At 70.0% G+C, this 19441-nt stretch carries 19 protein-coding genes; 11 read left to right on the top strand and 8 right to left on the bottom strand.

From position 1 onward, the window contains the following. The 3 genes from NY1_RS05685 to NY1_RS05700 form a co-directional block, all read right to left on the bottom strand. Entirely contained in the window at positions 1–1326 is a 1326-nt protein-coding gene (locus NY1_RS05685) for a DUF4153 domain-containing protein (RefSeq protein WP_233434214.1), read from the bottom strand. 1313 nt (positions 1327–2639) lie between these two features. Further along, positions 2640–3671 (bottom strand): HAMP domain-containing sensor histidine kinase, encoded by a 1032-nt coding sequence (locus tag NY1_RS05695; protein WP_067709230.1) that lies wholly within the window; start codon positions 3669–3671, stop codon positions 2640–2642. An 11-nt stretch (positions 3672–3682) separates the two neighbouring features. Further along, entirely contained in the window at positions 3683–4369 is a 687-nt protein-coding gene (locus NY1_RS05700; RefSeq protein WP_157762050.1) for a response regulator, read from the bottom strand. Positions 4370–4488: 119 nt separating this feature from the next. Here NY1_RS05700 and NY1_RS05705 point away from each other — a divergent pair, with 119 nt between their 5' ends. From NY1_RS05705 to NY1_RS05720, 4 genes are all read left to right on the top strand, one after another. Next, the gene (locus tag NY1_RS05705) at positions 4489–5043 is read left to right on the top strand and encodes a hypothetical protein (RefSeq protein ID WP_084534680.1); all 555 of its coding nucleotides are present in this window, start codon (positions 4489–4491) and stop codon (positions 5041–5043) included. 251 nt (positions 5044–5294) lie between these two features. Further along, a complete protein-coding gene (locus NY1_RS05710; RefSeq protein ID WP_233434215.1) occupies positions 5295–5867 on the top strand; it encodes a copper chaperone PCu(A)C in 573 nt (190 codons plus the stop codon). Continuing rightward, positions 5860–7077 (top strand): Dyp-type peroxidase, encoded by a 1218-nt coding sequence (locus tag NY1_RS05715; RefSeq protein ID WP_084534681.1) that lies wholly within the window; start codon positions 5860–5862, stop codon positions 7075–7077. The genes NY1_RS05710 and NY1_RS05715 overlap by 8 nt, the downstream gene beginning before the upstream one ends. Positions 7078–7180: 103 nt before the next feature. Next, a complete protein-coding gene (locus tag NY1_RS05720) occupies positions 7181–7516 on the top strand; it encodes a YnfA family protein (RefSeq protein ID WP_067709153.1) in 336 nt (111 codons plus the stop codon). Between the two features lie 96 nt (positions 7517–7612). Here the strand turns inward: NY1_RS05720 and NY1_RS05725 are convergent, their stop codons facing one another. Then, positions 7613–8242, bottom strand: coding sequence for a TetR/AcrR family transcriptional regulator (locus NY1_RS05725; protein WP_067709155.1), 630 nt, complete (start codon positions 8240–8242; stop codon positions 7613–7615). Between the two features lie 107 nt (positions 8243–8349). Here NY1_RS05725 and NY1_RS05730 point away from each other — a divergent pair, with 107 nt between their 5' ends. From NY1_RS05730 to NY1_RS05750, 5 genes are all read left to right on the top strand, one after another. After that, positions 8350–9852: an MFS transporter gene (locus NY1_RS05730; protein ID WP_233434216.1), complete on the top strand. Its 1503-nt coding sequence runs from the start codon at positions 8350–8352 to the stop codon at positions 9850–9852. Next, positions 9849–10604: an SGNH/GDSL hydrolase family protein gene (locus NY1_RS05735; RefSeq protein ID WP_233434217.1), complete on the top strand. Its 756-nt coding sequence runs from the start codon at positions 9849–9851 to the stop codon at positions 10602–10604. The genes NY1_RS05730 and NY1_RS05735 overlap by 4 nt, the downstream gene beginning before the upstream one ends. Before the next feature lie 260 nt (positions 10605–10864). Then, positions 10865–11839 (top strand): quinone oxidoreductase family protein, encoded by a 975-nt coding sequence (locus NY1_RS05740; RefSeq protein WP_067709158.1) that lies wholly within the window; start codon positions 10865–10867, stop codon positions 11837–11839. A gap of 210 nt (positions 11840–12049) precedes the next feature. Beyond that, positions 12050–12493 (top strand): hypothetical protein, encoded by a 444-nt coding sequence (locus NY1_RS05745; protein ID WP_067709160.1) that lies wholly within the window; start codon positions 12050–12052, stop codon positions 12491–12493. A gap of 7 nt (positions 12494–12500) precedes the next feature. Then, the gene (locus NY1_RS05750; protein WP_067709162.1) at positions 12501–14915 is read left to right on the top strand and encodes a phosphocholine-specific phospholipase C; all 2415 of its coding nucleotides are present in this window, start codon (positions 12501–12503) and stop codon (positions 14913–14915) included. 12 nt (positions 14916–14927) lie between these two features. Here the strand turns inward: NY1_RS05750 and NY1_RS05755 are convergent, their stop codons facing one another. After that, a complete protein-coding gene (locus NY1_RS05755) occupies positions 14928–15278 on the bottom strand; it encodes a hypothetical protein (RefSeq protein ID WP_067709163.1) in 351 nt (116 codons plus the stop codon). Between the two features lie 177 nt (positions 15279–15455). Here NY1_RS05755 and NY1_RS05760 point away from each other — a divergent pair, with 177 nt between their 5' ends. After that, complete coding sequence (locus NY1_RS05760; protein ID WP_067709165.1) at positions 15456–16445, top strand: glycosyltransferase family 9 protein; 990 nt, start codon at positions 15456–15458, stop codon at positions 16443–16445. 24 nt (positions 16446–16469) lie between these two features. Here NY1_RS05760 and NY1_RS05765 read toward each other — a convergent pair whose 3' ends face one another. Next, complete coding sequence (locus NY1_RS05765; protein WP_084534690.1) at positions 16470–17072, bottom strand: helix-turn-helix domain-containing protein; 603 nt, start codon at positions 17070–17072, stop codon at positions 16470–16472. 113 nt (positions 17073–17185) lie between these two features. On the opposite strand from NY1_RS05765, the gene NY1_RS05770 reads away from it, so the two are divergent. After that, positions 17186–18004, top strand: a complete 819-nt coding sequence (locus NY1_RS05770; protein WP_067709242.1) for an MBL fold metallo-hydrolase — start codon at positions 17186–17188, stop codon at positions 18002–18004. A 12-nt stretch (positions 18005–18016) separates the two neighbouring features. Here NY1_RS05770 and NY1_RS05775 read toward each other — a convergent pair whose 3' ends face one another. Both NY1_RS05775 and NY1_RS05780 read right to left on the bottom strand, forming a co-directional pair. After that, a complete protein-coding gene (locus tag NY1_RS05775; protein ID WP_067709167.1) occupies positions 18017–18916 on the bottom strand; it encodes an EamA family transporter in 900 nt (299 codons plus the stop codon). A 134-nt stretch (positions 18917–19050) separates the two neighbouring features. Then, the gene (locus tag NY1_RS05780) at positions 19051–19377 is read right to left on the bottom strand and encodes an ArsR/SmtB family transcription factor (protein WP_067709168.1); all 327 of its coding nucleotides are present in this window, start codon (positions 19375–19377) and stop codon (positions 19051–19053) included. Positions 19378–19441: the final 64 nt, after the last annotated feature.

The following is a 19441-nucleotide window of genomic DNA, read 5'->3' on the forward strand; positions in this document are numbered from 1 at the left end:
TCAGTTACGGGCCGAGTAGCGCGAGAGGTTGAACCCCTGCCAGCTGTCCGGGGAGAGCCGGTCGCGGATCGCGCGTGCCAGATCCGAGCGCAGCGGCTCGGGCAGCCGATCGATGGCCGGCAGCGCATCGGCCGACAGTTCACTCAGATAGTGCGCATCGATGGACTTGCCCGCCTCGCGCCGGTCGATATTGCGGTCGGCGATGAACCGTTCCGGATTCAGCACCGCCAACCCGACCAGCAGACCCAGTGCCGTCCCCGCCGCGGCACGGGTCATCCAGCCGCGCCGCAGGGACACCAGCCCCGCCAGCACCAGCAGATAGACCACACCGATCCAGAATTCGAACCCGATCACCAGCAGCCGCAGCACCGTGAACCCGTACGCCTGCTGATAGGTCCACATCCGATGCGCCGCCGAGGCCACGATCACCAGCGACAGCCCGCCGACCAGACCGAGCAGCCCGCGCAGCCAGACCCGGTCCGCCGCCGATTCCCGTGCCGCCCAACGCCATACGGCCGCGATCAAAAGCAGCGTCACGATGGTCACCATCGACAGCTGCCAGAACCCGCTGCGCGCGTACTCGGCGTAGGTCAGCCCCGCCGTCCGCTGCACATACCCGTCCCCGCCGAACAACACCACCACCTGCGTGGCCACGAACACCGCGAACACCACACACAGCGCACCCACCGGGATCGCCCATTCCAGCCGCGCGAACGTCCGCCCACCGTCCTCGGCGCGCGGCCCCGGAGGCGGACCGGCCAGCAGATACAACGCGCCCGCCGCACCCATCGCACCCAGCACGAACACGATCACCCAGCGCGCCACCGCCTCGCCCTCGAACCGCGGCATCAAACCCGCGACCAGTTCGGCGAACACCGCGTCCGCCCCCGCCAGCAGCGGCACCACCACGATCAGCAACGCCACGGTCCCCAGCACCGACCACACGATCCGCCCCGACGCGACCGCTGCCGCCTCCCGCCGCCGCCAGCGCACCCGCTCCACCCCGCGCGCCACCCACGGCAACGCCAGCAGCGCCGAGATCGGCACCGCGAGCACCTCGAACACGATCCCGTACACCGACCGCCGCCCCAGCACCGCCAGCGACCCGGCCACCGCCGCCCCCACGGCACACACCACGAAAAGCCAAGTCGCATCGCGGAACACCCCTACCGCCAGCAACATCAACGCCAGCGCCGTCCACACGATCCGCTCCCGCCGCACCGCAGCAGGACTTACCAGGACCGCATCGTCCGGATGACCGGACTCCGGACCGGAACCGATCACGCCCGCAGCCCTCGACCCGCCCGTGATGTTCGCCCCGTCCACTCCCGACTCATCGGCATCGCCCGGCCTAGCCGCTCCCTCGCTACCGACCGCTTCAGCACCGGCTACTCCCCCGCCACCGACGGCATCAGGACCCGCTACACCCCTGTCCTCGGCGGCATTCGATCCAGCTGTTCCCGGATCATCAGCCACGCACGACCCGGCTGAGCTCCCGTCATCTGCAACACTCGATCGAGCTGCTTCCGACTCATCGGCGCCGTACCGCCTCGCTACGCTCGAGTCATCGGCGACGCTCGAACCAGCTGTTCCCGGATCATCGGCGACGGACGGCCTAGCCACACTCCTGTCACCAGCGATGCTCGAACCAGTTACTTCCGGAGCGTCGGCAGGAATCGCCGCGTCCGCTCTGGAATCGTCGACGACAATCGGCCCGGCCGATTCCGGTCCCGTGGCGTCGGTCGGAGCTGGATCGTTCTCGGGCGCATCGGGTTTCGGCTCGTTCGCGTCCGGGCTCGGCTTCGCACCTGGCCGCCGGGCCGCACGATCCACCGCGAAAACCGCACCCGCCGCGACCGATCCGGCCAGCAGCCACCCGATCCCCGGGCGATCCAGCGGAACGAGCACGGCCGCGGACACACCCGTGAGCGCGATCGCGGGCAGGGTGCCGCGCGGCATCGGGACTCGTACCGAACGCGGCGGTACCTGGTGAGCTGTGACGACGGGCCACGGCAACGCCCCGACGCCGGGGCCTTTCGTGCCAGCTCCCTGGGCTGCGGGGCCGGCTGCTACCGGCATACGCCAATGCGGCGCGGCGACCGGCAGCGACTCGATCGGCACCGAGGGCTGCCCGGTGCCCGCTGTCCAGGCCGCCGGCCACGCCGAGTGATCGGTGCCCGGGGTGCTGCCCGGAGCGACGGTCGCGACCACGCTCGGCTCCGCCGCTGCCGGACCGTGAGCGGCCGCGAGTACCGCATGGGCGGCTGCGGTGTCAGCGGGCAGACCTGTCGGGGTGGAATCGCCGGCTCCGTTGGATCGCGCCGGGGAGTCGTCCACGCGGGGTTCGGGATTCGGGGCGCGTCCGCCGCCGTGTGGGTGGCCGGGCAGCGCTTCCGTGGCATCGCCATTCTGTGTGCGGGCCGCCGCAGTATCTGGTGCCGCAGTATCTGGCGCGGAGGCCGGGCTGTCCGGCCTCGGCGAGCCCATCTCTGGGTCCGGTGGGATCCGCTCGGCGGACTCGGGTGTGGGACTGGGATCGGCAGGTTCCGGAGTATCCGGCATGGGTGACATCCTTCGGTAGGTATGCGGGAGCGGCCCGTGGCCACTCGGCGGGACGGGAAGGGTTGGGTGGGAAGGGGTTACGGGGCCGGGAGGGTGATGCGGATGCGGGAGCCGGGGTCGGCTACGGCGATGGTGCCGTCGTGCAGGTGCACGATCCAGCGGGCGATGGCCAGGCCCAGGCCGGTGCCGCCGTTGGTGTGACCGCCGCGGGTGAAGCGTTCGAAGACGCGGGCGCGTTCGGCCGGGGGGATGCCGGGGCCGTCGTCCTGGACTTCGATGACCGTGCCGGTGCGGGCGGCGTGGGCGTGGATGCGGACTTCGCCGTGGGCGGGGCCGTGGCGAGTCGCGTTGTCCAGGAGATTGAGCAGGACCTGGTGCAGGCGGGCGCGGTCGGCGTGCACGAGCAGGCCCGGATCGCCGAGGTGGATGGAGAAGCGGACGGCGCGGTCCACGGCGGCGGCCATCACTTCGGCTTCGGCGACAACCTCTTTCAGCAGCGGTTGCAGCGGGACGGGTTCGCGGTCGAGATGGACGGCGCCGGCTTCGATGCTCGAGAGCGCGAGCAGTTCGGTGACCAGCAGGCTCAGGCGTTCGGTCTGGGCGAGGGCGGTGCGCAGGGTGGCCGGATCGGGTTCGGCGACGCCGTCGACCAGGTTCTCGAGGACCGCGCCCAAAGCCGTGATGGGGGTGCGCAGTTCGTGCGAGACGTTGGCGATGAAGTCGCGGCGCTGCTGATCGGCGGCGGCCAGGTCGGCGGCCATGTGATTGAACGCCTCCGCGAGCTGGCCGACCTCGTCCTGGGAGGTGGCGCGCACCCGGCGCGAATAGTCGCCCTGCGCCATGTGTTTGGCCGCGGCGGTCATCTCCCGCAGCGGGCGGGTCATGCCGTGGGCGAGCAGCTGCGAGGTCACCAGGGCCAGCAGCATGGCGGCCAGGGTGGTCTTGGGCGGCAGCCAGCCGATGCGCAGTGCGAAGAAACCGAACGCGACCGCGCCCGCGCCGACCATGAGGATGGCGAGCTTGACCTTGATCGAGCGCACTCGGTCGAGGGGCCTGGGCAGCCAGCCGCGGATCCAGTCCGCGATCGCCCCCGCGGCCGCCCGCACCATCGCGACGATCCTCATCGCGACTCCAGGGCGTAACCGACCCCGTGCACGGTCCGGATCAGGTCCGCGCCGAGCTTGCGGCGCAGCGCCTTGATATGACTGTCGACCGCGCGCGTCCCCGACGCATCCGCCCACCCCCACACCTCGCTGAGCAGCCGCTCGCGTGCCAGCACGGTGCGCGGCCGTTTCGCCAGATGCACCAGCAGCTCGAATTCCAGCGGCGTCAGCTGGGTTTCGGTCTCGGCCCGCCATACCCGCCGCTGATCCAGATCGATCCGCAGATCCCCCGCCACGATGGTCGCCGCGGGCACGGCGGTGCGCTCCACGCGCCGCAGCAGCGCGTGAATCCGCGCGGTCAGCACCCGCAGCGAGAACGGTTTGGTCAGATAGTCGTCCGCGCCGACGCCGAGCCCGACCAGTACATCGGTCTCGTCGGTGCGCGCGGTGAGCATCAGCACCGGCACCGGCCGCCGCGATTGGATCCGCCGGCACACCTCGAGCCCGTCGAAACCCGGCAGCATCACATCCAGCACCACCAGATCCGGGTCGACCTGTTCGAACGCCGCCACCCCCGCCGGCCCGTCGTGGGCCAGATCCACGGTGAAACCCTCGGCACGCAATCGAGCCGCGATCGACTCGGCGATGGTCGGCTCGTCCTCCACCACGAGGATGCGCCGGCCGGTGCGCTGACTGTGTTCCATGCAGGTGACCCTAGGAGGTCGGCGTGGAGATGGTCGGCATCGCGTGTGAAGATCCTGTGGAGACGCCGCTCACGGCACCTGCACCGCGGATCCGAAACGCATCGCCGTAACATGTCCGGGTGCGCTCACCGACGGATCACACCGCGCCCCTGCGCGGCGCTGCCGTCGGCGCCGCGTCCGGAGCGGTCGCGATTCTCGCCCACGCCCTCGGCGGCGGGACCGCGTTCCCGGACGGTCCGGCACTGACCCTGTTGTTCGCGGCCTGCACGGTCATCGGCGTCGTGGTCGCCTCGATCCGGCTCCGTCATCCGCTGCTCGCGGTGATGGGCATGCTCGCCGGGGGCCAGACCGTCGGGCACTTCGCCTTGACGATGGCACCGGGCCACGCCCAGCATCACGGCCTCACCCCGATCATGCTCACCGCGCACGCGCTGGCCATCCCGCTCGGCGCGTGCGTGATTCGCGCCGCCGAGGCCGGGCTGCGCCGTGCGCTGACCAGTGTGCGGCGGTTCATCCTGATCCTGTTCCGGGCCCCGCGCCCGGTCGTGCAGCGGGCCCGTCGCGTCCGGCACGACGAGCGCGCGCGGATCCGGCATCTGCTCGTCAGTCCCGCCATCGCGCGCCGGGGACCGCCCGCGCGGACCGCTTCGTTCCTTCACCTCGTTCCGGCCTGACCGGACGAACCGATAACGGGACCGCACGCACGGCACCGGCACGAGCCCGATCCCTGACCGGATCTCGGGCACCGCTCGGTCGGCGGCGTCGTCCCGTCACCGGCCCGCCCCGGTTCGTCCCGTCCAGCGCGCGGTCATGTCCGTGCCGTCACGATCCCTCGCTCGGGGCCGACGCCACGGTGGTCGCTCGCGCGGACGGCCGCTGCCTCGAGGTGGATTCCCCTGTCTTTCTGACGAATCGGAGTTCCGTCATGTCCCAATTCCCGCACTGCCACAGCTTCCGCCTGCGCACCGGCGGTTTCGCCCGCCGACTGGGGATGGCCGCGGCCGTGTCCACCCTGGCGCTGCTGCCCGTCGCGTGCTCGTCCACCGACTCGGCCTCGACCACCGATGCCAAGGCCGCCGATCAAGTCACCATGAGCGATCAGTGGATCAAGGCCGCCGACAGCGGTATGTCGGCGGCGTTCGGGCAGCTCGCCAACAAGAGCGACCGGCCGGTGCAGCTGGTGGCGGCCTCGAGCCCGGTGTCGGCGCGCGTGGAGATCCACGAGGTGGTCGCCGATGCGCCCGGCGGCGACAAGACCATGCGCCCCAAGGAAGGCGGGCTCACCATTCCCGCGCACGGCACCGCCACCCTCAAGCCGGGCGCCGAGCATCTGATGTTCATGGATCTGAAGGGCCCGTTGCGGACCGGTGCGGAAACGCCGATCACGCTGACCTTCTCCGACGGGTCCACCATGACCGTCAGCGCGCAGGTGCGCGACTTCGCGGGCGGTAAGGAGAATTACGCGCCCACCACCGGCACCGCCGCGCACGGTGGCTGAGCCGGTCGATACGCATCCCGGGCGGGTGTCGCGGCGGCGGCTGCTCGGCGGCGGCGCGGCCGTCGCCGGGGTCGCCGGGGCGGCCGGAATCGGCTGGGGTGCGGCCACTCTCACCCATCGCGAGCACGATCGGGATACCGGGCTGCACACCGTGCCGTTCTACGGGGCGCATCAGGCCGGCATCGACACCGAACCGGCCGGGTATGTGGCGTTCGTCGGGTTCGATCTGCTGCCGGGCCTCGATCGCGACGACGTCATCGGGCTGCTGAAGATCTGGACCGACGATGCCGCGCGCCTGACCCAGGGGCGGCCCGCGCTCGCCGACACCGAACCGGAACTGGCCGCGCGCCCGGCCGGGCTGACGGTGACCGCCGGGTTCGGGCCGGGACTGTTCACCGTGGCGGGGCTCGAGGCGCAGCGTCCGTCCTGGCTGAAACCCTTGCCGCCGTTCCGGATCGACAAGCTCGACCCGGCCTACACCGGCGCCGATGTGCTGTTGCAGATCTGCTCCGATGAGGCGACCACGGTCTCGCACGCGGTGCGGGTGCTGTGCAAGCACGTGAAATCGCTGGTGGGCGTGCGCTGGGTGCAGCGCGGCTTCCGTAACGCACCCAAGGGCGCGACCATGCGCAATCTCATGGGCCAGGTCGACGGGACGGTCAATATCGCCGCGGGCACACCGGATTTCGATCGCCTGGTGTGGTGCGACGGCAGCGCGCGGCCGTGGCTGGCGGGCGGCACCTCGATGGTGTTGCGGCGCATCGCCATGGATCTGGACAGCTGGGACGAGCTCGATGCCGACGGGCGGGCGATCACCCTGGGCCGCACCGATTCCAACGGCGCCCCGCTCGGGGGCAGCAGCGAATTCGACGACCCGGATTTCACCGCCGTCGACCAGTACGGCATCTCGGTGATCCCGCCGTCCTCGCATATCGCGCGGGCGCACCATCAGCACGATGGTGAGCGGTTCCTGCGGCGCGGCTACAACTACGACGACGCGCCCGCCCCCGGGCAGGTGTCGAATTCGGGGTTGCTGTTCGTGTCCTGTCAGCGCGATATCGATGCCCAGTTCCTGCCGGTGCAGGCGCGCCTGGCCGAGTTCGACGCACTCAACCGGTGGACCACACCGGTCGGTTCGGCGGTCTTCGCAATTCCGCCCGGGGTGCCCGCGCCCGGTGGATACCTGGGGCAGCAGCTGTTCGAGAGCTGACCGGGGCCGGCCGGACCGCGTATGAGGAGGCGGTCCGGCCGGTAGCCCTGCGACGCCCGGGCGCTCCGGCCGGTTTCCCGGGGATCGCCGTTAGGGTGACCGCATGACCGTGCTGCGCTCGATTCCGCTGTTCGCGCTCGCCGCCGTCGCCGAGATCGGCGGGGCGTGGCTGATCTGGCAGGGCGTGCGCGAGCATCGGGGCTGGGCGTGGATGGGCGCGGGGGTGCTCGCGCTCGGACTGTACGGGTTCGTGGCCACCTTGCAGCCCGATGCCAACTTCGGGCGGATCCTCGCGGCCTACGGCGGGGTGTTCGTAGCGGGCTCACTGCTGTGGGGCATGGCCCTCGACGGTTTCCGGCCCGACCGCTGGGATGTGATCGGCGCGCTGGTCTGCCTGGCGGGTGTCGCGCTCATCATGTACGCGCCTCGTTCTACGTGAAACCAACTGGGGGCGAACTGCATTCACGCATCCACTGCAAACCGTCCGGTCCGATGCCGTGGTGCAGTCGATGCAAACTCGCAGTGCGCCGCCCGATTACGCGCCGTCGCCCAGTAGCGCGTCGACAATCCCGCGTGCGGTCGGGATCGCGGACTCGTCACCCATCTGCGAGGCGGTATTGGCCGCCGAAACCAGGGCATCGAGCTGGAATGCCAGCGCGTGCGGTTGCTGCCCGGTGAGCAGTCCCTGCTCCTGGGCGCGGCGAATCTCCTTCTCCAGCACCGCCAGCCAGTCGTGGTGATCGGCGGCCAGGGCATCGCGCACCGGGCCGGGACGGCTGTCGAACTCGGCCATGCCCGCAACCCGGAAGCAACCGCCCGGCATGGCCGGCTCACCGATGTAGACGAACCAGTGCTCCATGTAGGCCCGTAGCCGCTCGATGCCGCGCGGTTGCGAGACCGCCGGGCGCCACACCACGTCGATGAACACCTCGCGCGCCGATTCCACCGCGGCCAGTTGCAGGTTCTCCTTGCTGCCGAAGAGCGTGGCCACCCCGCTCTTGCTGACCCCCAGATCCGTGGCCAGCCGCCCGAGGCTGAGCCCGTTGAGCCCTTCCACGGAGGCGACCTCGGCCGCGCGGCGGGCGATGGTGGCGCGGGCACGCGCGCCCTTCAGCAATCTCTGATCGGAAATCTGCTGTTCGGAGGTCTGGATCGGATCGGCCACCCCACCATCATGACACCGCGGCCTTGCAAATACGAACGATCGGTCGTACTTTTCAACAATACGCACGATCGTTCGTACACTTCTGGCTTCGCTTCGAAAGTTCCCCCATGACAGAGACATCCGCGCGGCACACCCCCGCGCCATCCACCGCCCACCCGCCCCGAAACGCCGCCGCGGCTCCGATGGCCCCGGCCCCGTCCGCGCCGACTCCGGACGGGGCAGGCGCGGGCGCAACCGGTGCGGACGCTTCCGCCCGCTCGGCACGCCGGGCTCTGCTCGTCGCCTGCGGGGCCGCGTTCGTCGCTTTCCTCGACCTGTCGGTGGTGAACATCGCCTTCCCCGCCATCAGCCGCGACTTCCCCGGCACCGCGGCCACCAGCCTCACCTGGGTGGTCAGCGGGTACGCCGTCGCGTTCGCCGCACTGCTCACCCCGGCCGGGCGGCTCGCCGACGCGCTCGGGCGCGGGCGCGTATTCCTCTACGCCCTGGCCGCTTTCGCGCTCACGTCACTGCTGTGCGCATTTGCACCCGGTGCAGAATGGCTCATCGCGGGCCGCTTCCTGCAAGGCGCGAGTGCCGCGTTCCTGATTCCGGCCGGGCTCGGGGTCGTGCTCAGCACCACCGCGCCCGAACGCATCGGCGTCGCCATGGCGGCGTGGACGGCGGCGGGCGGGTTCGCCGCGACCGTCGGCCCGGCCGCGGGCGGCGCGCTCGTCGATTGGTTCGGCTGGCGTTCGGTTTTCCTCATCAATGTGCCGATCGTGGCCCTGCTCCTCGGATTCGGGCTGAGCCTCACCCGTGGGGAGGTTCGTCACGGTGACGGCCTGCCCGATCTGCTGGGCACCGCCGCCACCGCGCTCGGCATCGGCGGCGTGGTCGCGGCCGTCACCCAGGGACAGCCGTGGGGATGGACCGATCCGCGCACGCTCGCTTGCGGATTCGGCGGCCTGGCGCTGATCGTGTTCGCGCTGTGGCGTTCCCGGCGCCATCCGCGCCCGGCCATCGCGGTCGGATTGTGGCGCAGTCACCGCTACGCGCTGGTCAATGCCACCGCATTCGTCTTCGGCGCCACCATGTTCGCGTGGCTGCTGGCCGGACCGCTGTGGCTGGACGCGATCTGGCACTACTCGGTGCTGGAGTCGGCGGCGGCCATGACCGTCGGCGCGCTCGCCTCGATGGTGACCGCCGTGGCCGCCGGGCGCGCACCCGAGGCGGCACAGCGCTGGCTCGGCGTGCTGGGCGCGCTCATGTTCGCCACCTCCACCCTCTATATGAGCACCGGCATGTTCGACACCACCCCCGAACTGTGGAAGGGCTGGATTCCCGCCGGGATTCTCGGCGGCGGCGGCATCGGCCTGATCGTCACCGTGCTGGGCACCATCGCCGCCAGATCGCTGCCCCCGCAACGCTTCGCCGCCGGGGTCGGCATGAACCTCACCGCCCGCCAAGCCGGTGGCGCACTCGGCGTGGCCGTCCTGGCCGCGGTCTTCGCCGCCTCGCCCACCGACCCCCTGGCCGCGTTCCACACCCTGTTCGCGGTCTGCGCCGGCATCGCCCTCGCCGCCGCCGTGCTCGCCGCGCTGCCCGCCCGATCCGAGGAGAACCTGTGAGCCACACCGCCATCGCCGCCACCGGCACCACCGCGCCGGCAACCGAGAACACGAAGCTGACCCCCGCCCGCATCGACGCACCCGCCGCAGCGGGCGCGCTCACCGAGGCCGATGACCCCATGCTGCTCGACGACCTCACCGCCGCCGCTCTCCTGCAGTACGTGCCGTGGCGGCGCTTCGCGGTCATCGGCGATTCCACCGCCGCGGGCACCGGGGACTCCTGGCCCGGCTACCGCGACATCCCGTGGGCCGATCGGGTCGCCAACGCGCTCGCGACCGCCCATCCCGGCAGCGCCTACCTCAATACCGGCAAGGTCGGCGCGCTCATCGCCGAAGTCCGTGCCGGACAACTCGACGCGCTCCGCGATTTCGCACCGGATCTGGTGCACATCAGCTGCGGCGGCAACGACCTGTTCCGGCGCGACGCGGATCTGGCACAGGTGGAACGCGAACTCGACGAACTGTGCACCCTCGCGGCGAGCACCGGGGCGCGGCTGTCGATGTTCACCCTCGCCGATGCGCTGCGCGGCAAGTTCATCGCGTTCCGCCCGCTGTTCGAGGGCTTCGCCGAGCTGGTGCGGCGCGTGGCCGCGGACCACGACGCGATCCTCACCGAGTTCTGGGCGCACCCGGCCGGGCAACGCCCGGACTGGCTCAGCGCCGACCAGATCCATCTGACCATGGCCGGGCACGCGGTGGTGGCCACCGAGATCACCAAATCGCTGGCGTACCGGGCGAACTCGGCACACTGAGCGATCGCCTCTGCTCCTGGGACGGTGCGCGGTGCGGCGGTTCCCGCTCGGCCCGCACCGTTGCCTCGGCGCACTGCGGCGCGGTGGACGAATCACGGTGAGCGGGACGCTGGCCTGGGGCCGGGGCCGGCCCTACTCTCGTGCGACACAACGATTCGACCAGCGCAAGAGCAGGGCGTCGCGGTCGGGTGAGCGCATCCGCCGGACCCCATGGCGCCGATCGCCGACCGGCCGCGGTGGCGTCCGGAAGGAGATGCACCGTGGCACAGGCCGTCCGCTTCTACGAGACCGGTGGGCCCGAGGTATTGCGCTGGGAGAGCGCCGAAGTCGGCGAGCCGGGGCCGGGCGAGGTGCGGATTCGGCACGAAGCGGTCGGCTTGAACTTCGCCGACACCTATTTCCGCAGCGGCCTCTACCCGGCGGCGCTGCCGGCCGGTATCGGCGTCGAAGCAGCCGGCGTGATCGAGGCGGTCGGCCCGGGCAGCAGCCAATTCCGGGCGGGTGACCGCGTGACCTACACCGGCAGCCCCCTCGGCGCCTACAGCACCGAACGCGTCCTGCCTGCCGAGCACCTGATCCGGTTGCCCGGGGAGATCGCCTTCGACACCGCCGCCTCGATGACCATGCGCGGCCTCACCACCGCATACCTGCTGCGGCGCATCCACCCGTTGCGCGCCGGAGACACCGTGCTGCTGCACGCGGCCGCCGGCGGCGTCGGCTCACTGTTCACCCAGTGGGCGAAACTGCTGGGCGTCAACGTGATCGGGACGGTGTCGAGTGCGGACAAGGCCGAGATCGCCCGGGCCAACGGCTGCGATCACGTCGTGGTCTACACCCGGGAGAACCTCGCCGAACGAGTCCGCGAGATCACCGGCGGCCGGGGCGTGCCCGTGGTCTACGACAGCATCGGGAAAACCACCTATCAGTCCTCACTGGAATGCTTGGCACGGCGCGGGCTGCTCGTCTGCTTCGGCACCTCGTCGGGCCCGGTCCCCCCGATCGACGCCATGCAGCTGGCGGTGCGGGGTTCGCTGTTCGTGACGCGCCCCGCGCTCGCCGACTACATCGCCGACCCCGCCGAACGAGCCGAACTCGCAGATGAGCTGTTTTCCCATGTCGCCGCGGGCCGCATTCGCGTCGATATCAATCAGCGCTTCCCGCTCTCGGAAGCGCGCCAGGCCCACCGTGACCTGGAGTCCGGTCGCAGCATCGGCACCTCGGTCTTCGTGCTCTGAAACCCTGCGCAGCCGATTCACCCCGGACCCGGAGGCCACGCTGCGATTGCATTTGCAATAGCACGGTTGACCTGTGATTTTCTCGTATTGTGCTCTCGTTTGCCGTATGCCAAGATCGACCGCATCGGCGCGGGGGAAGCGGTGTGAGGCGGCCGAAATACTGCATCGGCGCAGCACTTTTCGACTGTTCGGTACACCGTAAGGAGCGCGATGGGCGCCATTCTCTTGAGCAAAGATGTCCCGGGAACCCTGGGATCCCTGTATGAGACCATTGTTTCCCCGGGCACGTGGGAGCACTGGTTCGGTATTCACCGCGATTTCGTGGGCACCCCGCCGCGGCGGCTGGTCCAGGGTTCGACCTTCGTCTCCGAGGTGCTGCTGCACGGAATGAGCGAGGAGGTGGAGTGGACGGTGACCAAAATCGCGGCGCCCAACCAGATTTCGTTGCGCGGCCATGGGCATGACGGCGTCCGGTGCGACTTCAGCTACTGGCTGCAGCCGTGCGACACCGGTACCACCGTCACCGCGAGCATCGTGTTCTCGGGACCGTTGATCACCCCGAGCGTCTCGACCGCGCTCGAAGCCGTCGGATACGACCAATTGGATTGCACCCTGGGACAACTCGCCGAGCTCGCCTACGCCCTGCACAACTGAGGCGCGGATGGCAGAAGCGCACTCGCTGCTACCGCAGAGCCTGAGCCGAGCCTGGGCCGAAACCGCGCCGCCGGGCGGGCTCGGCGCGGTGGAACACGTCGTGATCCTCATGCAGGAGAATCGGTCGTTCGATCACTATTTCGGCGGGCTCGCCGGAGTGCGCGGCTACGGGGATCTGAACGCGCTGCAATTATCCAGTGGCCGTTCGGTTTTCCATCAACCCGATGGCGACGGTTTCGTACTGCCCTACCCCACCGCGCTGGAGAATATCGACGGCACCGATCATTCGGCGCGCACCGGGCACCACGCCTATGCCCAAGGCCGCTACGACCAATGGGTTCCCGCCAAAGGCCCGGGCACGATGGTCCGCTACGACCGCGACTCGCTCGAGTTCTATCACCAGCTCGCCGAGGCGTTCACCATCTGCGACCTCTACCACTGTTCGGTGAACGGCCCGACCGACCCCAATCGCATGTATCTGTTCACCGGCACCGTGCGCAATCCACTGGCGCTGGAGAACTTCGCCTTCGACTGGCAGCCGAAACTGTTCGGCAGCGCCCGCCGCATCCGCTGGATGCGCCGGTTGCCGCCCCGGCTGCTGGACCTGTACTCACCGCATGTGCGCGAAGCGATCTTCGGGCTGTCCTGGACCACCTACCCCGAACGGCTCGAACGCGCGGGCGTGAGCTGGCAGGTGTATCAGGAGTGGGACAACTACGGCGACAACTCCCTGGAATACTTCGCCCCGTTCCGGGCGGCGGCACGGGCCGCGCTGCAATACACCGATGCCGGACGTGGGGTGGCGTTCGAGAACTTCCCCTATTACTACGACGTGCTGCGGCAGCGCCCGGAACGCCGGCCGCAGCTCGAGGCCGCCCTGCGCCGTGGAATCGACGAATTGCCCGACTACGAAAGGCAATTGGTGCTGCGCGGGCTGTTGCGGGAACCCGAGGGCACCGTCGTCGACCGGTTTCGCGCCGATGTGGCGGCCGGCCGGTTGCCGAAGGTCTCCTGGATCGTGCTGCCCTACCGGTTCTCCGAACACCCGAGTATGGGACCGCGCAACGGACAGGCGATCGTGCACGAGTTGCTCGACAGCATCTGCAGCGACCCAGAGGTATGGAACAGCACCGTCTTTCTGCTGAACTACGACGAGAACGACGGCTACTTCGATCACATCCCGCCTCCGGTGCCGCCGCCGGGCACGCCCGAGGAGTACTTCGGTTCGGTGCCTATCGGTCTGGGCAGCCGTGTTCCGCTGCTCGCGGTGTCCCCCTGGAGCAAACAGGCGGTCTGTTCCGAACTGTTCGACCACACCTCGGTGCTGCGCTTCCTCGAACGGGTGACCGGCGTCGCCGAACCCAATATCAGCCCGTGGCGGCGCGCCATGTGCGGCGACCTCACCGCGCTGCTGGACTTCGGCCGCACCGCCGCGCCCACCCTGCCCGCGGCACGCGCGGCGGCGCCCCAACCGGAAAACGGCGTGCCACAGCGGGTTCCCACCCCGCAGCGGCTGCCCGAACAGGATCCCGGCCGCAGGTCCCGCATCCCGCTGCCGTATCGGCCGCGCGTCACCGCCCGCCAGCACCCCGCCGCGGGCACGGTGACCATCGTCCTGGGCAACGAGGGCACCGCCGCGACGCACTACGCGATCCATCCGAACGCGTTCACCGCCTCGAGTACGCCGCAGCTGTTCGACGTCGGCCCGGGCGGCACCGTCATCCGGGAATTGCGCGCCCCTTCCGGCTACTACGATTACACGGTCTACGGTGCGGACGGATTCCAGCGGCGCTTCGCCGGTGGCCTGCACCGGATTTCGGGTGCGTGGGAAGTCACGGCCACCACCGCTGCGACAGCAGACCGGCAGCTCACCGTGACCTTCCGCAACGAGGGATCGACCGCAGCGGCATTCGTGCTGCACGCCAACGCCTATCGCGACGACGGCCCGTGGCCGGTCGAGGTTCCCGCCGGCCGGTGCGTGGATCGACTCTTCACCCTCGACACCGAAGCGGCCGGAGCGGGCTGGTACGACTTCACGGTCACCGCCCCGGCCGACCCCGCGTTCCTGCGCCGGATGCGCGGCTACGCCGAGAACGGCACGCCCGGTCTGACCGCCGCCGACGCTGCGCCCTTCGATCGGCTGCTGCTGGATCGATCCGTCTACGAACCCGGTCGCGATCTGATCGTGCACTACAGCACGAAACACCCGATCAACCGGCATCGCCTGGCCGTCTACCCCGATTCCGGCGCGACGACGCACACCGTTCCCCCCTCGACACCCGTACGCCAGGTCATTTTGCCGCCGGGGCGCACCCGCGACGAGGTCGCCGTCGAGCTCCCGCCCTCCGGCAGCTACCTGCTGCACCACCTCGGCGACACCGATACCGCGCTGGCACAACCGATCCGCTTCCTGGTGCTGTGAGCCAGACGGAGGTCAGTGCCAGAGGGCCGCGACGAACACGTTCACGATCGCCAGTCCGCCCGCGGCGTGCGTCATCCACGGCACGGCCTTGCCGCGCTTGGCATCCGCGCGCCCGACTTCGGCGAGGCCGGCGACCGCGACCGAGATCACCAGCTTCACAACGATCTTGGTCATATTGGGGTCCTTGCCGAGCGAATCGATCGACTCGGCCAGGCCGACCAGGATGATGCCGGTCAGCAGCTGGGCCCGCGCGCCCCAGACCATCAGCTCGGACACGCGCGGCTGGGCGGCGGCGTATCCGCCGACCACGGCCGCCATACCCAGCAGATGAGCGACTACCACCAGGTTGTAGACGAAGTCCATACCGCACACGGTAGTTGATCACCACGGTGCAACGACAGCCGGTAGTAAGGAAACCGGCAGCTGATCGGGCCGACCGCCGGGTTTCACCGGGAAAGCCTTCGGGTAGTCCACACCCAGGGCTCTTCGATGTTGGAGGGTCAACGGTTCGTGGGCGGTCAGTCGGCTAGGAGAACTCAGGTGGCGGTTGTACTCGTGCTGCGAGCACGCGGACTGGGTGATCTGCTCACCGCGGTCCCCGCGCTGCGCGCACTGCGCCGGGCCAGGCCCGACGATCACATCGCGCTCGCCGCGCCGCACCGGCTCAAACCCATCGTCGATCTGATCGCCTCCGTCGATGAGATGGTGCCCGTCGGCGAAGCCACCGGCATGCGCTGGGACGGCGCGCCGCCCGCGCTGGCGGTGAACCTGCACGGCGCCGGGGCCGAGGGGATCGTCGAGCTGGTGCGCACCCGGCCCGCACGCATTCTCACCTACCGTAATCCGGCCTTCCCGGAGTTGGCCGGACCGGACTGGCAGCCCGATATGCACGATGTGGACCGCTGGTGCCATCTGCTCGAATCCGACGGGATCACCGCCGACCGCCGCAATCTCGGCCTGGTCCCGCCGGTCGCCACCACCAGCCATCGCGATGCGGTGGTGGTGCACATCGGGGCGAGCGCCGCCGCCCGGCGCTGGCCGGCCGACCGCTTCGCCGCCGTCATCCGGCATCTGCTGGTGCAGGGGCGCGAGGTCATCCTCACCGGCGACGATTCCGAACGCGATATCGCCCTCGAAGTCGCCCATCGCGCCGGGCTCGCGCCCGCGCGGGTGGCGGCCGGGCAGCAGAACCTCATCGAACTCGCGGCCACCGTCGCCGAATCGGCGCTCGTGGTGTGCGGGGACACCGGGGTCGCGCATCTGGCCACGGCTTTCGGCACCCGCACCGTGCTGCTGTTCGGGCCCACCCCGCCCAGCCGCAACGGCCCACCGCCGCATCTGCTCGGCCGGCACGCCGTGCTGTGGGCCGGGCAGACCGGCGATCCCGACGGGCACGAGGTGGATGCGGGACTGCTCAAGATCGGGGTGCCCGAGGTGCTCAACGCGGTGGACAAGCAACTGCGCAAAAGGCCCTGGCCCGGAACGGGATTGGATCGGCGCGGGCAGCAGGCGTATCGGCGGGTGGGCTGAGCACCCACCGGCATGCGGCGCGTGTCAGGTCCGGCGTGAGATGACCATGAGGTATTCGCACGGCGCGTCGGTGCGGTTGGCGAAGCCGTGGTCGGCGTCGGCCTGGAAATACACCGAATCGCCCGCGTGCAGGGTTTCGCTGATGCCGCCGATCGCGACCGTGAGAGTGCCGGACAGGACCACCAGCTGCTTCTCGGTGCCCGGCGGATACGCCGGCAGCAGACCGGTGGAGACCTGCGCGGGCAGATAGTGCACGACCAGCTCGCCCGCCCCCGCACCCGGCACCGGCGAGACGATATACCGTTCGAACCCGGTATCCGGATCACGGAATACCGGGCGCTCGTTCTTGCGCAGCACCACGGCCACATTCGACGCGGCACCGGCCGGACCGCCGACCAGATCCGAGAGCGAGGCGCCGAGTGCGTGCGCGATCCGCGAGGCGACGCCGATGGTCGGGCTCTTCTCACCGCGCTCGACCTTCGACAGCATCGCCCGGCTCACCGATGACTGGATCGACAGCTGCTCGAGGGTCAAGCCCGCCTCCTCGCGGCGGCGCCGCACATTGATACCGAAAGCGCCCGCCAGATCATCACTCTGCGGTGCCTCGTCCGCGCCGTGCTCGGCCAATCGTGCTCCTCGATCGATGGATGCGTCGCCGCCCACAGTGTATGTTTCTCCTAAAGTAGATCACGTCTTCTATCGAAGACATGCGGTATGTGCTCAACCCGATGGAGGTTCCCATGCGTTTCGTCTCGAGCGGCCGGCACCATGCCCGCTTCGAATTCGGTGAGCTGCAGGTGATTTCGCTGCGGGACGGGTACATCGACATGCCGCCGACCCGACTGCGCGACGAGGACGGGCGCACGTTCTACCAACTCCCGGCCGCGGTGCCGCTGGTCGAGGACAATCTGCGGCTGGCGGTCAACGCCTTCTATATCGATGACGGCGTGCGCTCACTGCTGATCGACACCGGCGGGTCGAACGTCTGGCACGACCCCACCATAGGATTGATCTACGACGCGCTCGAGGAAGCGGGCATCGACCCGGCGACGATCACCGATGTCGGCATCACGCACCGGCACGAGGATCACGTGAGCGGGCTGATCGCCCCGGACGGTACGCAGGCATTCGGGAAACTCGAGCGGATCTGGATGGGCGCGGGCGACATCTCCGTATTCGACGGCCGGCTCGAACCACTGCGCGAGCGGGTCGTCGCCGTCTCGGCACCGATGCCGATCCACGACTGGGCCACCGCGATCCCGACACCCGGCCACACTCCCGGGCACACCGTCTTCGAGATCCGCGGCAGCGCCGGACGCCTGCTGGTGTGGGGCGACACCGTGCACGTTCCCACCCTGCAGTTCGATCGCCCGCGGGTGACGTGGGAGTACGACGGCGACCAGGCGCAGGCCCGGGCGGCGCGGGCAGGATTGCTCGAACAGCTCAGCCGCCCGGACCATTTCGTCGCCGGCGCGCACCTGGACTCCCCCGGCATCGCCCGCGTCACCCCGGCCGGGGACGGGTACACACTGCAGTACCTCGCCCCACCGATCGGCTGATCAGCCCGGCCGCTACCCGGGAGTCGGCGTCCGGTCGGCGGGCCAGGCGTTGACGGTGAGCGCGAGCATCACCAAGGCGATGCCCAAGACTTCGGTGAACGTGGGCCACTGCCCCAGGGCGATCGCGCCGACCACGGTCGCGGTCGCCGGGAGCAGCGCCAGCAGCAGGGCGAAGCGGGCGCGACCGACCCGCTCCAGCACCAGCTGATCGAGACCGTAGGGGACGGCACTGGAGAGAATGCCCACACCCGCCCCGAGGAGCCAGATGCGTGGGTCGGCGAAAACGCTTGCGTCGATGCGGGTTTGGCGGGTGAGCAGGATCGGGGCGAGCACGGCGGCGGCGATGGTCATGCCGACGGCCAGGGAATCCATGCCCGCACCGGCATCGGCCACCCGCTTGCCCAGCAGGATGTAGCCCGCCCACATGGCCGCCGCGCCGAGGGCGAAGGCGGCGCCGGCCGCGTCCGCGCTCAATGTGACCCCGGCCAGCAGGATCACGCCGATCGCCACCAGCAGTACAGCCAGCCCGTCGCGGGCGCGCCGCGAGCCGAGGGTGGCCACCGCGATCGGCCCCAGGAATTCGATGGCCACCGCCGTGCCGAGCGGGATCCGCGCGATCGCTTCATAGAAGGCGATATTCATGGCGACCGTGACAACGCCGAATCCGGCCGCCACCGCGACCGCCCGGCGCGTCCACGGTTGCCGCCACGGCCGCCGCCAGGCCAGCAGCGCCAGACCCGCCGCGGCCGCGCGCAGCCAGGCCACGGTGGCGGGCTCGACGGTATCGAACAGGAACACCCCCAGCGCCGCGCCCGCGTACATCGACACCGCGCCGACCACGAACACCAGCGGCACCGACCACCCGGGCAATTGCCTGCGGCGGGGCACTGCGGTGTCGACGGTCGCACTCATGCCGCCACCCTAACGGCCGCCCCCGACGCCGGAATCGGTCCGAGCGCAAAGGAACTCGCGGGGCAGTGCACACCGCCCCGCGTTCAGGAGATCGCGGCCAGGGCCGCGCCGGGCGCGGAACGACCCCGGCGGGCTCACGGCTCCGGGGCGTCGGTGCGGGCGGTCGACAGCGCGGCGGAGTAGGCGGCGATGGCACTGGGCCAGAACTGCTCGAGGTAGTCGCGGGCATCGGCCAGCCCGCGCGGGTCCAGTGAGTACAGGCGGCGATTACCCGAGGGCCGCACCATCACCAGGCGCGCATCCCGCAGCACCTTCAAATGCTGAGAGATAGCCGAACTGGTCACCCCCAGTGCTTCGGCGAGCTCCCCCACCGACCTGTTTCCCTGTGGCAAAGCCTCGAACACGGCCCGCCGAGTGGGGTCGGCGAGCGCGCTCAACACTTTCACTCCGTTAGTCGGCACTTAAACAGAGTGCCCGCGGACCCCCGCCGGGGTCAATACAGCACGCCCGGGCATTTCCCTACGT

Origin of the sequence: Nocardia yamanashiensis NBRC 100130 (genome assembly GCF_001613325.1) — a bacterium.
GTDB lineage: Bacteria > Actinomycetota > Actinomycetes > Mycobacteriales > Mycobacteriaceae > Nocardia > Nocardia yamanashiensis.